Here is a 12949-nt window from a genome sequence, read left to right as displayed (position 1 = left end):
GGCGATGAATCCGGCAGAACGCCCGCGTTCACCTGATCGTCATCGATGGATCACCCGGTGTGAGTAGGGTCTCCGCCGAGACGCTCCCCACCTGCGAGGTCGCCATGCGCCGTCCCCTCGTCGCCGCCGTGACCGCGGTCGCGCTTGTCCCAATCTGGACACCCGCCGCGAGCGCCGAAGGGGGCTTCCGGCTGCCGCAGCGGTTCTTCATCGCGCACCGCGCGTCCGGGTCGTTCCTGGCGCCGGAGAACACGGCCGCCGCGTTCGAGTCGGGCATCCACGACCCCGATGCGGACCTGCTCGAATTCGACGTCCAGGTGCTCAAGGACGGGGTCGGCGGCGTCTGGCACGACCTTTCGGTCGACCGCATCACGCCGTCCCACGGCCGGGTGGACGCGCGCACGAGCAAGCAGTTCAAGAAGCTGCGGATCGACGCGCACACCTGGTTCGGCGGCACCGCGCGCGACACGCACCCGCTCTTCCTGGACGAGGTGCTGGCGAAGTACGCGAAACGCAAGCAACTCCTGGCGCATCCCAAGGACTCCCGCGCGGCGCGCCTCGTCATCAAGCACGTCGTCGCGCGGCACCTCACGGGCCACGTCCAGATGCAGACGAACACCCTGTCAGATGCGGTCGCGGCCCGCCGCGCCGGCATGACCGCGCAGTTCCTCATCGGCACCGAGCGCGAGGCCATCTCTCCGCGCACCGTCCGGCGCGCCGGAATCCAGCGCGTCTCGATCAACTCCCAGCTGCCGGACTCGCTCATCGCCAAATATGTCCGCGAGGGCTTGATCGTCGCGTGCTTCAACGTCGAGTCGCAGACCCGCCGCGACGACCTCTACCGGCTCGGCGTCCGCGGCATCGACACCGACGACCCCGTCTACCTGCACGGCACCCGCTACCGCCGCTCGACCGACCCGTTCACGACCGGCACGTACGCGCCGGGCCATATGGGCCAGACCCAAACCGCCGCCGCGATGACCCAGTACCAGCGCGGCCGCTTCACCGCCCCGAACTGGTGGACGATCCCGTACGGCCGCGCCGACCTCTACACCCGCCAGGGCTGGGCCTACCTGGGACGCTCCTACACGCTGCGCGCGACCGTCCGCTTCGACCGCCTCAGCTCCCGCCGGGCCGACGCCGCCGCCGTCCACTTCGCAGCGCCGACCGACGACCCGTTCACCGCCCACACCCGCGGCTACGATCTCGTCCTGCGCCAGGACGGCCACCTGGACCTCTACAAGGACCACCGCCTCCTGACGACCGTCCGCACCCCGCCGATCACCCGCTCCGCCACAGCGGCAAGCCTGACGATCACGGTCGCCCCATGGACGGTCACAGTCCAGCGAGCGGGCACCCGAGGTGCCACGATCTCCGACACGTCCTACCGCGGCCACTACCTCTACCTGGGCCGGATCAACCGTCCGGGCCACGACGGCCCGCAACTCTCCTTCCGCGACATCGCCGTGGAATGAACCCGCTCCCGCTCTGGTTGAAGGTTCAACAACAGAGCGGGAGGACCCAGATGACCACCTACGACGAGTTCCAGCGCGCGCGGATGTTCTTCGACGCCCGGGACTACATCTCGGCGTCCCGCATCCTGGCCCCCGTCGCCGAGGCCGAGCCCCGCAACGGCGCCGTCGCCGAGCTGCTCGCCCGCGCCTACTTCCACAGCGCCCAGCTCGGCCGCGCCGAGGACGCCTTCCACCGCCTGATCGACCTCGACCCGGGCAACGGCTGGGCGTACGAGGCCCTGGCCCGCACCCTGGAGCGCCGCAACAATCCCGCGGAAGCCACCCGCTACCGCAAGCTGGCCGCCGCCATGGGCATAACCCCCACCGAAGAAATCGAAGTCTCCGTAACCGCCGCCAACCTCGCCTGACGAACGCGAGCCCGCCTCTCTCAGGGGCGGGCTCGCAGCGTGTAGGTCCCGATGAAGACCCCGTTCCCGGTCACCGCCGACTCGGCGAGATCGAACGCGGTCAGGTCGTCCCCCTGGTCGGCGAAGAGCCGCTCGCCCTTACCCACGACGATGGGATGGACCATCAGCACCATCTCGTCCACGAGGCCGGCCCGCAGAAGCGACCGCACGAGCACACCGCTGCCGAAGACCACCAGGTTCTCGTCCCGCGCCTGCTTCACCCGCGCGACGTCGTCCTCGCTCGTGAGCAGCGTCGACCCGTCCCAGGGCAGCGGCTCCCGCAACGTCCTCGAAACCACGTACTTCCGGACGCGCTTGAACGCGTCGCTGATCGGATTCGACGGCTGCTTGGGCCAGTAGCCGTAGAGATCGCCGTAGGTGACGCGCCCGACGAGCAGGGCCCAGGCGTCCGACATGCGCGCGCCCATCGCCTCCTGCATCGCCGGATCCTGCCTCTCAGCAGCCCACCCGCCGTGCACGAACCCGTTCCGCGCGTTCTCATCCGGACGGGCCGGAGCCTGGATCACCCCGTCCAGCGTCACATGCTCCATCGCGATGACCTTGCCCATACCGACAGCCCTTCCCGTTTCCGCCACCCCCCAACAGACCCACCGCCCCCACCAAAACTCATCGCCACTGACACGATGACTCCCGTGGACACGCGCGCACGATGGGACTGGACGTACCGCACCCTGCTTCCGCAGGCTCGACGACCAGCAGGCGACCCCTTGATCATCGACCTAGCGTTCCTCGCTCGCCCAGCGGACGAGACCATGGCTCTCCGTACTGTGGACGGGAACCGGTTCGACTTCGTCGTCCACTGCATCCGCGCTGTTCATACGGCCATGGCGGCCGTGCCGGTCGAAGGCCGCCCACCGATCGAGCGCGTTCCCAACGTCGTAACCCACCTCTGCCACGACGCCTGGGACGACGTGTTGGAGCGAGGCGGCTGGGGCGACGCCGAGTGGTGGCAGTACCTGAACCTGGCAGAGTGCCTCCCCTGGATGGCCGTCGCCCTCGGCCTCCCTGGCGAGAACCCCGAAGAGTACGGAGACCTGGTCGAGCCGGTCGCCTGGAGAACCGTGCCGGATTCCTTGGGCGAGTTGATGAGACGCCAGACCATCCCCTCGAACTTCGTCAACGAACTGTCCGAGGCCTGCGTCACCCTGGCCCGAGCAGAGACCGAACGGACAAGGTGATCATCAACGGCTCCCCGCGGCCTTCGGGCAAACCCCTCGGCGACATCGACGTCGTCCAGGTGGCCTTGCGACCGGCCAGGAGATCACGCAGCGGGTGCGGAGGTGGGGGCCGGATTGATGGCGTGGCGGCGGATGAGCAGGACGATGACCAGGACGACCTGGAGCAGGATGGGCAACAGCATGCCCAGGCCCGCGCCGGTTTCGGGCCCGATGAGGTTGGAGACCAGGCTGGTGTCCCACAGGCCGTGGACCAGCATCGGCAGCAGCAGGGTCCCGCCGACGCGTAGGCACAGGTAGAAGAAGTAGCCCGAGGTGGCCACGATCGCCGCCTGTGCCAGGGCCTGGGGCCCTTCGCCGATGGCGTTGCTGACGTGCACCAGCCCGAACACGACCGAGGAGTACAGGGCCACCCTGCCCTCGCTCAGGCCGGCGCGGCGGAAGACCTGCACGCCGATGCCGCGGAACATCAACTCCTCCCCGACCCCGACGAACACGCCCAGCACCAGCAGGCACACCACCAGACCGAGCTTCTGGTCGGCGGCGTGGACGTAGTTGAACCCGACCACCCCGGCGACCAGCATCGAGATCGGCACGAACCAGACCCAGCGCCGCACCGGGGCCCGGTAGCGCAGCACGTGCGGCCACCAGCCCAGCCAGGTCACCACCGCGGCGGCGAACACGATCGACAACCCGATCGGGATCAGCGCGTTGCGGACGATCGCCTCGGTGGTGGGGAACTGGCTCTTGGAGCCGCTGGTGTCCACCCCCACCAGCGCCCCGACTCCCTGGATGATGGCCAGATAGACCAGCACGATCACAGCGAACAACGGATACGACAGCCGCCGCCCCGCTGGGGCGGGGCGTGCGTGGGTGGCAGGTGTGGTCATCGGATGCTCCGTCATCGGGTGGTCATGGTCGGCGAGACGCCCGTGCCGCACGGACGTTTTCCTCGCGGCGGAGCAACCACCCCACCAGGAGAATTATTCACCGCAAGTCACACGAACAGGACTTGCTGCAGCACGGTGAGCTGAACGAACGCAGGCAAGTACTGATCTCACAGCGACCGCTCATGTGAGCACACAACGTGACGACAGCCACGCACAGTCAGATCAGCATCGTGTCGACGTCCGGGCAGTTCGCGATCTTCTCAGCCATGTCGTCCGAGACCGGGATGTTCCGGACCTCAAGGACGCTGAGCAGTGATTCGGCCACGTTCCGAACCTCGCCCTCCTCATGAGCGGGGACTGTCAATTTTTCGGTGTAAGTCGATCTTGGATGGGTTAGTTGTTCCTGGTCAGGCGGCCGTCGAAGTGGATGTCGAAGGCGTTGAGGGCCGGCTTCCAGCGGCGGACCCAGGCGCCACGGCCTTTGCCGGTGGGGTCCAGTCCCATGAGCGCCATGTAGAGGCATTTCATCGCGGCCTGCTCGGTCGGGAAGTGGCCGCGGGCGCTCACGGCCCGGCGGAGCCGGGCGTTGATGGACTCGATCGCGTTCGTGGTGGCGATGACCTTGCGGATCTCGACGTCGAAGGCCAGGAATGGCACGAACTCGGCCCAGGCGTTGGTCCACAACCTGACGATCGCGGGATACTTGCGCTCCCACTTCTCGGAGAACTCGGCGAACCGGTCGAACGCCGCGGCCTCGGTCGGGGCGGTGTAGACGGGCTTGAGATCCTTGGCGAGTTTCGACCAGTCCTGCCTGCCGGCATAGGCGAAGCTGTTGCGCAGCAGATGAACCACGCAGGTCTGCACCACGGTCTGCGGCCAGACCGCAGCAACCGAGTCAGGCAGCCCCTTCAGCCCATCACAGACCAGCATCAGGACGTCCTTGACACCGCGGTTCTTCAACTCGGTGAGGACACGCAGCCAGTACTTGGCGCCCTCACCGTCACCGTGCTCACCGGCCCACAGCCCGAGGAAGTCGCGCTGCCCGTCGACCGTGACGCCCAGGGCGAGGTAGATGGGGCGGTTGGCGACCTGGCCGTCCCGGATCTTCACCCGCAACGCGTCGATGAACACCACCGGATACACCTCGTCCAGCGGACGCGACTGCCACTCGGCCATGCCCTCCAGCACCCGGTCGGTGATCGCCGAGATGGTGTCCTTCGACACCGACGCGCCATACACCTCGGCCAGATGCGCCGAGATCTCACCCGTCGTGAGCCCCTTCGCGCTGAGCGACAACACCATGCCGTCGATCCCGTCCAACCGCCGCTGCCGCTTCCGCACGATCTGCGGCTCGAACGAGGCGTCCCGGTCCCGCGGCACCTCGATCTGGACCGGACCCGCCTCGGTCAGCACCGTCTTGGACCGCTTCCCGTTCCGGGAGTTCCCACTGCCGCGACCAGCGGCATCGTTTTTGGCATAGCCCAGATGAGCGTCCAGCTCGCCCTCAAGCGAAGACTCCAGCACCAGCTTGGTCAGCTGCTGCAGCAACCCACCCTCACCCGACACCGGCAGACCCTGCGCCTGCAACTGCGCCACCAGATCAGCAACCTGCCCAGCCACAGCCGAAGGCACCTCACCAGCGGACTCACCGCCATCAACCGGCTTGCTCACGTTCGTCACAGGTGTCTCCTACACCTCAGGAGTTACACCGAAATTTCTACAGTCCCCATGAGCGAGAGGGCTGTGCATCTCCGCGAGATTCGTCGCGCAGGTGTAGATCTCTGTGTCCTTCACGGAACGCCAGAGCCTTGGCCGGGCCGGGTGAGTCGCCTCGACGTGGCTGCGGGCGCGGCGCAAGCACGGTCGAGCGTCGTTCGGAGCTCCGACTCGGAAGTCAGTCGCGGAAGACGTCCTTGATGGTGGTGGCGGACATGGACCGGGTGAACCAGGTGTCGAGGGTGGTCTCGTCCGTGCAGGCCTTGATCTTGGCGATGTCGTGGCTGGACGTCGGGATGCCGCGCGAGCGGAGCGCGGTGAGGATGTGTTCGATCGTGGTCTTCCGCTTGCCCTCCGCGAGGCCTTCCTTGCGCGCGGGCTCTTCGAAGAGGTCGCGGAGTTCGTTGGCGTAGGGGTGGTCCTTGAGAGCCATGAGTTCCCTCCAGATCGCTTGTGCGTCGGTGTCTTCCAGAGCGACGTTCAGGTACTGCGCGAAGAACTGGGCGGACTCGGTGTCCTGAGTGGCGAGCGCGTCTGCGAGCGCCTCCAGTATCGCACCTACCTGCGGAGACAGTGCGTGAGTGATGGCAGCGAACACGGCCAGGATGATGTCCTCGGCCGCCTCCCCCGCATCGGTGATCTCGGGCACCTTCGTCGGGCCCAGCACATAGGGCCGGGTCGACTGAGTGACGAAGTACTTCTTTCCGACCGCTGACCATCCGGTCACCGACCCGATACGCGCCCATTTGGCCGTCTCTTCGTCCCGGCAGGCGACGAGGAGGTAGACGTCCTCGATCTTGTACTTGGCCCGGACGAAGGCGACGTAGTAGGGCCAGCTGTGCAGTTTGTTCGGATCGGTCTTGCTCTGGGCTTCGCAGATGACGATGAACGGCGCACCGTCCTCGCCCTCGAAGCCGATGAGGGTGTCGACTCGCCGTTCCAGCGGTTCGCCTTGGGTGAGGTCGCTGTCGAGGATCTTGTAGGACTTGTACGGGCGCAGCGTGAAGCCTGTTTTATGGTCCCTTCCGACGAGACGGTGGATCAGGTCAGGGTCTCGGCGCATGATGCGGTGCTGCGCCTCGTGGGGGGCTTTCGGCATGCGGGGGACGTTACCTCTCGTGTCTGACAGTTCACTTTGCGTGGGCGCGTGGGTGAAGGGGGCGTGCGGTCCAGAAGGTGAGGATGGCGCTGAGCCGGCCGGCGGCGAGGGCGGCGCGGCGCAGCCACGGTCGGGGTGATGTTCGGAGCTCAAGCTGCGGGCTCAGACGCGGAAGACGTCCGCGATGTGGGTGGCGAGGGCAGCGCGGCGCAGCCAGGCCAGCATCGTGTCGGCGTCCGGGCAGTTCGCGATCTCCTCGGCGACGTCGTCCGGAACCGGGATGCGCCGTGCCTCAAGAACGGTGAGCAGTGGTTTGGCCAGGGACTTGGCCTCTCCGCGGGCTACACCCTCCTCGTAGGCCCGGGGGCTGTACATGTCCGCGAGATCCCTCGCGCAGTTGTGGACCTCTGTGTCCTTCACGGAACTCCAGGGCCTTGGCCGGGCCGATTGTGAACGGCCTCGACGTGGCTGCGGGCGCGGCGCAGGCACGGTCGAGCGATGTTCAGAGCGTGAGACGGCCGGGGGTCAGTCGCGGAAGACGTCCTTGATCGTGGTGGCGGAGACGGACCTGGTGTGCCACAGGTCGAGCGTGGCTTCGTCCGTGCACGCCTTGATCTTGGCAGCGTCGTGGGCGGACAACGGGACGCCGCGCACGCGAAGTATGTCGAGGATGTATTCGATCTTGGCCTTCCGCGTGCCCTCAGCCTTGCCGTCGGCTTCGCCTGCCTCGTAGGCGAGGGGGCTGTACATGTCGGCGAGGTCCTTGGCGTAGCTGTAGGTCTCCGTGTCCTTCATGAGTTCTCTCCAGACGAAGCGGGCGGGCGATTCGACGAGTCCGGACGCCACGAAGTAGTACAGGACGTCGCGGGTCTCGGCCTCCAACGGGTTGAAGGCCAAGGCCAGCGCCTTCAGTATGACCTCTGCGGCCGGGGTGTACGCGTGGGTGATAGCGCAGAGTGTCGCGAAGTAGATGTCGCGCAACGCCTCGTCGGCGTCCGTGATCTTGGGAGCGTTGTCCGGTCCGAGCACCCAGGCGTTGAGCCGCAGCGTCGGACGCTTCTTGAGGCGGCCGATCTTGATGACGTTCCTCGCCCAGTCGGCCGTCTTCTGCTTCTGGCAGACGACCAGAAGATCGACATCGCAGCCGTACTTGTCGTGCAGGTAGGCGACGTAGTGCGGCCAGCTCCTGAGCTTGGCCTTGTCGATGTTGAGCTGGGCCTCGCAGACGAGGATGTGGTCCTTCCCGCGGACTTTGCCGCGGAGCATGAGGACAGTGTCGGCGCGCCGTTCGACCAGCTTGATGCTGGTGAGATCGGTGTTCAGGACGGTTACGTCCTCGAACGGGGGCGGCGACGACTTGGAGAGCCGCTCGAACAGGCGGGAGGCGAGGCCGTGATCTTCGCGGAAGATCTGGTGGAGCGCCTCGTGGGGGCTTGTAAGCATGTGGGGGACGTTACCTCTCGTGTCTGACAGTTTACTTTGCGTTGATTTGGGAGTGGGGGGTCGTGCCGGTCCAGAAGGTGAGGATGGCGCTGAGCTGGTCGGCGGCGAGGGCGGGGTTGCGGTGGGACGCGAGGCAGTCGCCGTTGGACGAGCGGTAGTGCCAGCCGTGCCGGCTCTTGAGGAGCAGCACGCTCTCGCCGATGTGGGGAGTGGATGGTGACCGGACGTGGAGGAGCGGGATCGGGGTGTTGTAGCGCCGGTCGACGATCCAGCCTTCGCGGCGGAGGTGCGCGCGGATGCGGTTGAGGTGCCAGCGCATCCAGCGGCGGCGCAGCCGGCCGGGGAACGGGATGCGCGCGATCACAGCGAGCCCCGGTTCCGCGCGCGGCGGCGCTCCTGGGCCAGCTCGTCCCAGAGGTCGTCGGCGGCGCTGCGGATGACGGTGGGGTCGATGCCCTCGTTCGGGTTCAGGAGGGTCGCGCACCAGTCGCCCGCCAGGCCGTCCCTGCGACGGGCCCGCCAGATGTTGTGACCGGGGTATTCGCGGCGCAGGGCGTCCAATGCCTGCTCGTCGTTGATGGTTCGGGTGCTCATATGCGGCCTTGTCTGCCGTGTCGGTCGTTCGTGATGTGCATCACCAAGCTTTCCGCATTCGGCTACGCTCGGCGACAGACCGCAACGGACCGCTACTGGACCGGCAACTTGACCAGGCTGGACCGCCGCTAGACCGCGCGCCCAAAACCCCCACACGGAGACGCGATGACTGCTAGTAGGGAGCCTTACGAAGGACGGGCGATCAGGGCATTTGCCCGCGAGCTGACGGCTTGGCGCGAGCAGTTGGGCATTAGCAAGGCTGAACTGGCCGCACGGCTCGGTTACGACGCCTCGCTTGTCGGTCAGATCGAGGCGTGTAAGAACATCCCGTCCAGGAAGTTCGCCGAGGACTGTGACACGTTCTTCCCATGTGCGGGAGCCTTCGTGCGTTACTGGGACGACATCGAAGAGGAGCGTGACCTCAGCCTGCTCCCCCCAGGCTTCCCGGACTTCCTGGCCCGGGAGGCGAAGGCGACCGTCGTCCACGTCTACGAGGCGAGCATCATCACTGGTCTCTTCCAAACGCCCGAGTATGCCTACGAGATTTTGAAGATCAGTTACCCGCCGGACAAGGCCCGAAGCCTTCTGGAGATGCGCATGGCGCGTGCGGCAATACTCGAACGTGAGAAGCCGCCGACAACGGTGGTGGTGTTCGACGAAAGCGCTGTCCTTCGGCGGATCGGGGATCGCGATGTGATGCGTGGTCAGTACAAGCGCCTGATCGAGGTATCACAGCTGTTCAACGTATCTGTGCAGGTCGTTCCGATGGAGGCAGGGGCGTATCCCGGCATCATGGGTTCATTCTCTGTCCTCGGGTTCGAGAGTGGACCGAACGTTGCCTATAGCGAAGGGCACGTCGGAGGGCTGCTTACGGAACACAGGCCAGCGGTGCGGGAGTACGAAGTAAGCTTCGACCTGATCAGGGGAGTGGCGAAATCCGCCTCTGACTCCCTGAAGCTGTTTCGCGAGGCACTGGAGGCCCTGTGAGCACTGCTGATTGGTCGGCGGCGCGTTGGCGCAAGAGTTCCTACAGTGGCAATACCGGCGGCCAGTGCGTTGAGGTCGCTGACATCGCATGGCGAACGAGCTCCCACAGCACTAACACCGGTGGTCAGTGCGTCGAGGTTGGGGACGTTGCCTGGCAGAGGAGCTCGCACAGTGGCGCTGGAGGCAACTGTGTTGAGGTTGCGGGGGCTGCGGCTGTAGTGGCGGTTCGGGATTCTCAGGATCCGGAGGGGCCGAAGTTGCTGTTGAGCGCGTCCGCTTGGACGGAGCTGCTCTCGCGCGCCCGGGGGTGATGTAACCCCCTCGCCTATCTCCTTGTGAGGGTTCCGCAGTCGGCGGGATCTCCTGGAGGGGGCGTGGATGGACGCGGCGTCTGGGGCGCGGGCGGCGGGGTTGGCCGCCGGGGGCGCACTGATCCTTTTCGCGGCGGTGGCCTGCGGGGGTGGCGGCGGGAAGGCCGCTCCCGCGGCGTCGCCGATGGGCGGCATGAAGATGCCGTCGAGTTCGGCCGCCCAGGCGCCGCCTGCGGCCGGGCCCAATGAGGTGTCCATCGGCGGGTTCGCGTTCGGGCCCGCGAAGCTGACGGTGAAGCGCGGGACCACCGTCACCTGGACGAACCGGGACGAGGACCCGCACACCGTGACCGCCTCCGCAACCGGCGGTCCACGTTCCCCCGCATTGGTGGCGGGCGCCTCGTTCCGGTTCACCTTCACCAAGCCCGGCACGTTCACTTACATCTGCACGATTCACCCGTTCATGCACGGCACGGTGGTGGTGACGCCGTGATCGAGATGAACCGGCGGCAGCTCATCAAGCACGGCGCGTGGTTCGGGGCGGCGGTGGCGCTGGCCGTGGCGGGCGGCGAGGTGGTGAGCCGGGTCGTGGACGCGGACGCTCCCGATCCGTTCCCGAAGGACGCGACGCTCCGGTTCGTCCAGGTGAGCGACAGCCACATCGGGTTCACCGGACCGGCGAACACCGACGTCGCCGGGTCGTTCCACCGGGCGGTCAAGCAGGTCAACGCGCTGAAGCACCGGCCCGACTTCGTCCTGCACAGCGGCGACCTGACGCATCTCGCGACGCCCGCGCAGTTCGACCATGTCAAGCAGATGACCTCCGAGCTCAAGGCTGGACGCGTCGTGTTCGTTCCCGGCGAGCACGACTCGATCGACGACGCGGGGCAGAAGTACCGGGCCGCGTTCGGCAAGGGGACGGTCGGGGACGGCTGGTACAGCTTCGACCTTCAGGGCGTCCACTTCATCGGGTTGGTGAACACCCTCAACCTGAAGAAGCTCGGCCACCTGGGCGAAGACCAGATCGCATGGGTGCAGCGCGACATCGCCGGATTGCACTCGGATACGCCGATCGTGGTGTTCAGCCACATCCCGCTCTTCGCGCTGTATCCGGCGTGGGGCTGGGGGACGGACGACGCGGCGCGCGTGCTGCAGATGCTCGCGCGGTTCTCGTCCGTGACGTGCCTGAACGGGCACATCCACCAGCTGTTCACGAAAACCGAGGGGAACGTGACGTTCCACAGCGCGACGACCACGGCCTACCCGCTGCCGAAGCCCGGCCAGGGGCCCGCGCCCGCGCCGGTCACGCTGCCCGCCGGGAAGCTTCAGGACGCGCTCGGCATCCGCGAGGTCGGCTATGTCCGGGGACGGGCGGGTCTCGCCGTCCGCGACCAGAAACTCGCCTAGGGACGGGCGTACGGTGGCGTCGGAGAGAGGATCCGCGATGCGCCGCAGGCTCCGCGGCAGCGGCGGCGGTGCCGTCCCGCCGCCCCGCGACGCCGGCGTGCACCTCTGCCTGGTGCGGGACGGGGCGTATCCCGACTGGGAGGCCGTCTACCACGACAACGTCCGCTGGGTGTACCGGCTGATGTTCGCCAAGGTCGGCAACCGCCCGGACGCCGAGGACCTCACCGCCGAGGTGTTCCTCGCCGCGCTCGGCCCGCTGCGGCTCAGCGCGGCGGCCGAGGAGGTGCGCGCCTACCTCGCGGCCACCGCCCGGACCGTCCTCGCGGCGCACTGGCGGCGGACGCTCGGCCGCGAGATCACCCGGATCGAGGACACCGACCTGCCCGCGCCCCCGCAGGACGAGCCGGACCGCGGCGGCACCGCGCCCGACCGCGTCCGGCGGATCCTCGGCGCGCTGCCCGAGCGGTATCGTCGCGTCCTCGAACTGCGGTTCCTGAACGGCTACTCGGTCCGCGAGACGGCCGCCGAGCTGGGCGTGAGCACCGGGAACGCCAAGGTCATGCAGCACCGCGCGCTGCGGCTGGCGGCCGACGCCGCCCGCGAGAACCCGGGGGAGGCCCGATGAGCCACGGCCTGCGCCGGCACGTCCGCGACCTGCTGCGCGGGCGGCGTCCGCGCCGGTTCCGCCCGACCGAGGCCGAGGCCGAGGAGCTGCGCGCCGCGATTGAGCTGCGCGCGGCCCGTCCGGGGGCCGACGCACCCCGCGAGGAGTTCGTGACGTCCCTGCACCGCAAGCTCGCCCAGGCCAACGCGCAGGCCAACGCGCAGGTCAATGCGCAGGTCAATGCGCAGGTCAATACACAGGCCGACGCTGAGGTCGGCGCGCAGGGCGGCTCGAAGGAGAAGGCGCCCGCGCCGCGCTCGCCGGTTAGACGGGCCCTGCTGGCGGGCGGGGCGCTGGCCGTGGGAGGGGCCGCTGCGGGCGCGGTCGCCGACCACGCGCTGTCCGGGGGTGCTGCGTCCGCGCCCCCGGACAGCGATCTCACGCCGCTGCACGGCGTCTGGCATCCGGTCGCGGCCGTCGCCGAGATGCCCGAGGGCGCGGTGCGCCGGTTCGAGGCGGGCGGCGTGCCCGGATTCCTGACCAGGCGGAATGGAAGGTTCCAGGCGGTATCCGGGATCTGCACGCACCAGGGCTGCGCGCTGTTCCACCAGGGGGACGGGCTGCGCTGCCCCTGCCACGAGTCATTGTTCTCGCTCGACGGGGCCGTCCTGCAGCAGCGGTTCAAGCGGCCGCTCGCGCCGCTGCCGCGACTGGCCGTCCGGCAGAACGCCGCCAACGTCGAGGTCTACGTCCCGAACTCCACAGGACGCGCCTGACATCG

The 12949-nt window shown here is 67.8% G+C and carries 17 protein-coding genes; 9 read left to right on the top strand and 8 right to left on the bottom strand.

Annotated features, from left to right (window positions below; translation table 11 throughout):
* Positions 1–59: 59 nt before the first annotated feature.
* Complete coding sequence (locus tag FHU30_RS10720) at positions 60–1475, top strand: glycerophosphodiester phosphodiesterase (RefSeq protein WP_253874562.1); 1416 nt, start codon at positions 60–62, stop codon at positions 1473–1475.
* A gap of 50 nt (positions 1476–1525) precedes the next feature.
* Positions 1526–1882 carry a tetratricopeptide repeat protein gene (locus FHU30_RS10715; protein WP_253874561.1) on the top strand — a complete coding sequence of 119 codons (357 nt, stop codon included), beginning with the start codon at positions 1526–1528 and terminating at the stop codon, positions 1880–1882.
* Positions 1883–1902: 20 nt separating this feature from the next.
* On the opposite strand, the gene FHU30_RS10710 is transcribed toward FHU30_RS10715, so the two are convergent.
* Entirely contained in the window at positions 1903–2490 is a 588-nt protein-coding gene (locus FHU30_RS10710) for a dihydrofolate reductase family protein (protein WP_253874560.1), read from the bottom strand.
* Positions 2491–2574: 84 nt separating this feature from the next.
* On the opposite strand from FHU30_RS10710, the gene FHU30_RS10705 reads away from it, so the two are divergent.
* Positions 2575–3120, top strand: a complete 546-nt coding sequence (locus FHU30_RS10705; RefSeq protein ID WP_253874559.1) for a hypothetical protein — start codon at positions 2575–2577, stop codon at positions 3118–3120.
* 83 nt (positions 3121–3203) lie between these two features.
* On the opposite strand, the gene FHU30_RS10700 is transcribed toward FHU30_RS10705, so the two are convergent.
* The 7 genes from FHU30_RS10700 to FHU30_RS10670 all read right to left on the bottom strand — a co-directional run bounded on the left by FHU30_RS10700 (position 3204) and on the right by FHU30_RS10670 (position 8859).
* Entirely contained in the window at positions 3204–3932 is a 729-nt protein-coding gene (locus tag FHU30_RS10700) for a CPBP family intramembrane glutamic endopeptidase (RefSeq protein ID WP_253874558.1), read from the bottom strand.
* A 468-nt stretch (positions 3933–4400) separates the two neighbouring features.
* Positions 4401–5639: an IS256 family transposase gene (locus FHU30_RS10695; protein WP_372503872.1), complete on the bottom strand. Its 1239-nt coding sequence runs from the start codon at positions 5637–5639 to the stop codon at positions 4401–4403.
* A 262-nt stretch (positions 5640–5901) separates the two neighbouring features.
* Entirely contained in the window at positions 5902–6822 is a 921-nt protein-coding gene (locus FHU30_RS10690; RefSeq protein WP_253874556.1) for a hypothetical protein, read from the bottom strand.
* A 162-nt stretch (positions 6823–6984) separates the two neighbouring features.
* Complete coding sequence (locus FHU30_RS10685; protein ID WP_253874555.1) at positions 6985–7197, bottom strand: hypothetical protein; 213 nt, start codon at positions 7195–7197, stop codon at positions 6985–6987.
* Positions 7198–7347: 150 nt separating this feature from the next.
* Positions 7348–8265 carry a hypothetical protein gene (locus FHU30_RS10680; RefSeq protein WP_253874554.1) on the bottom strand — a complete coding sequence of 306 codons (918 nt, stop codon included), beginning with the start codon at positions 8263–8265 and terminating at the stop codon, positions 7348–7350.
* A 31-nt stretch (positions 8266–8296) separates the two neighbouring features.
* Positions 8297–8629 (bottom strand): hypothetical protein, encoded by a 333-nt coding sequence (locus FHU30_RS10675; protein ID WP_253874553.1) that lies wholly within the window; start codon positions 8627–8629, stop codon positions 8297–8299.
* Entirely contained in the window at positions 8626–8859 is a 234-nt protein-coding gene (locus tag FHU30_RS10670) for a hypothetical protein (RefSeq protein ID WP_253874552.1), read from the bottom strand. Before FHU30_RS10670 ends, FHU30_RS10675 begins: the two co-directional genes overlap by 4 nt.
* A 165-nt stretch (positions 8860–9024) precedes the next feature.
* Between FHU30_RS10670 and FHU30_RS10665 the strand changes: the two genes are divergently transcribed.
* From FHU30_RS10665 to FHU30_RS10640, 6 genes are all read left to right on the top strand, one after another.
* On the top strand, positions 9025–9846 hold the full coding sequence (locus FHU30_RS10665) for a helix-turn-helix domain-containing protein (protein ID WP_253874550.1): 822 nt from the start codon (positions 9025–9027) through the stop codon (positions 9844–9846).
* Positions 9843–10157, top strand: coding sequence for a DUF397 domain-containing protein (locus FHU30_RS10660; protein ID WP_253874549.1), 315 nt, complete (start codon positions 9843–9845; stop codon positions 10155–10157). The genes FHU30_RS10665 and FHU30_RS10660 overlap by 4 nt, the downstream gene beginning before the upstream one ends.
* Positions 10158–10224: 67 nt before the next feature.
* Positions 10225–10650 carry a cupredoxin domain-containing protein gene (locus FHU30_RS10655; protein ID WP_253874547.1) on the top strand — a complete coding sequence of 142 codons (426 nt, stop codon included), beginning with the start codon at positions 10225–10227 and terminating at the stop codon, positions 10648–10650.
* A 5-nt stretch (positions 10651–10655) separates the two neighbouring features.
* Positions 10656–11564: a metallophosphoesterase family protein gene (locus tag FHU30_RS10650; RefSeq protein ID WP_253875296.1), complete on the top strand. Its 909-nt coding sequence runs from the start codon at positions 10656–10658 to the stop codon at positions 11562–11564.
* A gap of 37 nt (positions 11565–11601) precedes the next feature.
* Positions 11602–12189: an RNA polymerase sigma factor gene (locus FHU30_RS10645; RefSeq protein WP_253874545.1), complete on the top strand. Its 588-nt coding sequence runs from the start codon at positions 11602–11604 to the stop codon at positions 12187–12189.
* On the top strand, positions 12186–12944 hold the full coding sequence (locus FHU30_RS10640) for a Rieske (2Fe-2S) protein (RefSeq protein WP_253874543.1): 759 nt from the start codon (positions 12186–12188) through the stop codon (positions 12942–12944). The genes FHU30_RS10645 and FHU30_RS10640 overlap by 4 nt, the downstream gene beginning before the upstream one ends.
* Positions 12945–12949 lie beyond the last annotated feature (5 nt).

Source organism: Actinomadura rupiterrae, from assembly GCF_024172125.1.
In the GTDB taxonomy this organism is placed as follows: domain Bacteria; phylum Actinomycetota; class Actinomycetes; order Streptosporangiales; family Streptosporangiaceae; genus Spirillospora; species Spirillospora rupiterrae.
This window is presented reverse-complemented; position numbering and strand designations above follow the sequence as displayed.

Bases quoted from the DNA above. Each gene is read 5' to 3' on its own strand.
- FHU30_RS10715 (WP_253874561.1), top strand. From the start codon at position 1,526: ATGACCACCTACGACGAGTTCCAGCGCGCGCGGATGTTCTTCGACGCC.
- FHU30_RS10710 (WP_253874560.1), bottom strand. From the start codon at position 2,490: ATGGGCAAGGTCATCGCGATGGAGCATGTGACGCTGGACGGGGTGATC.
- FHU30_RS10690 (WP_253874556.1), bottom strand. From the start codon at position 6,822: ATGCCGAAAGCCCCCCACGAGGCGCAGCACCGCATCATGCGCCGAGAC.
- FHU30_RS10685 (WP_253874555.1), bottom strand. From the start codon at position 7,197: ATGTACAGCCCCCGGGCCTACGAGGAGGGTGTAGCCCGCGGAGAGGCC.
- FHU30_RS10680 (WP_253874554.1), bottom strand. From the start codon at position 8,265: ATGCTTACAAGCCCCCACGAGGCGCTCCACCAGATCTTCCGCGAAGAT.
- FHU30_RS10670 (WP_253874552.1), bottom strand. From the start codon at position 8,859: ATGAGCACCCGAACCATCAACGACGAGCAGGCATTGGACGCCCTGCGC.
- FHU30_RS10665 (WP_253874550.1), top strand. From the start codon at position 9,025: ATGACTGCTAGTAGGGAGCCTTACGAAGGACGGGCGATCAGGGCATTT.
- FHU30_RS10655 (WP_253874547.1), top strand. From the start codon at position 10,225: ATGGACGCGGCGTCTGGGGCGCGGGCGGCGGGGTTGGCCGCCGGGGGC.
- FHU30_RS10650 (WP_253875296.1), top strand. From the start codon at position 10,656: ATGAACCGGCGGCAGCTCATCAAGCACGGCGCGTGGTTCGGGGCGGCG.
- FHU30_RS10645 (WP_253874545.1), top strand. From the start codon at position 11,602: ATGCGCCGCAGGCTCCGCGGCAGCGGCGGCGGTGCCGTCCCGCCGCCC.
- FHU30_RS10640 (WP_253874543.1), top strand. From the start codon at position 12,186: ATGAGCCACGGCCTGCGCCGGCACGTCCGCGACCTGCTGCGCGGGCGG.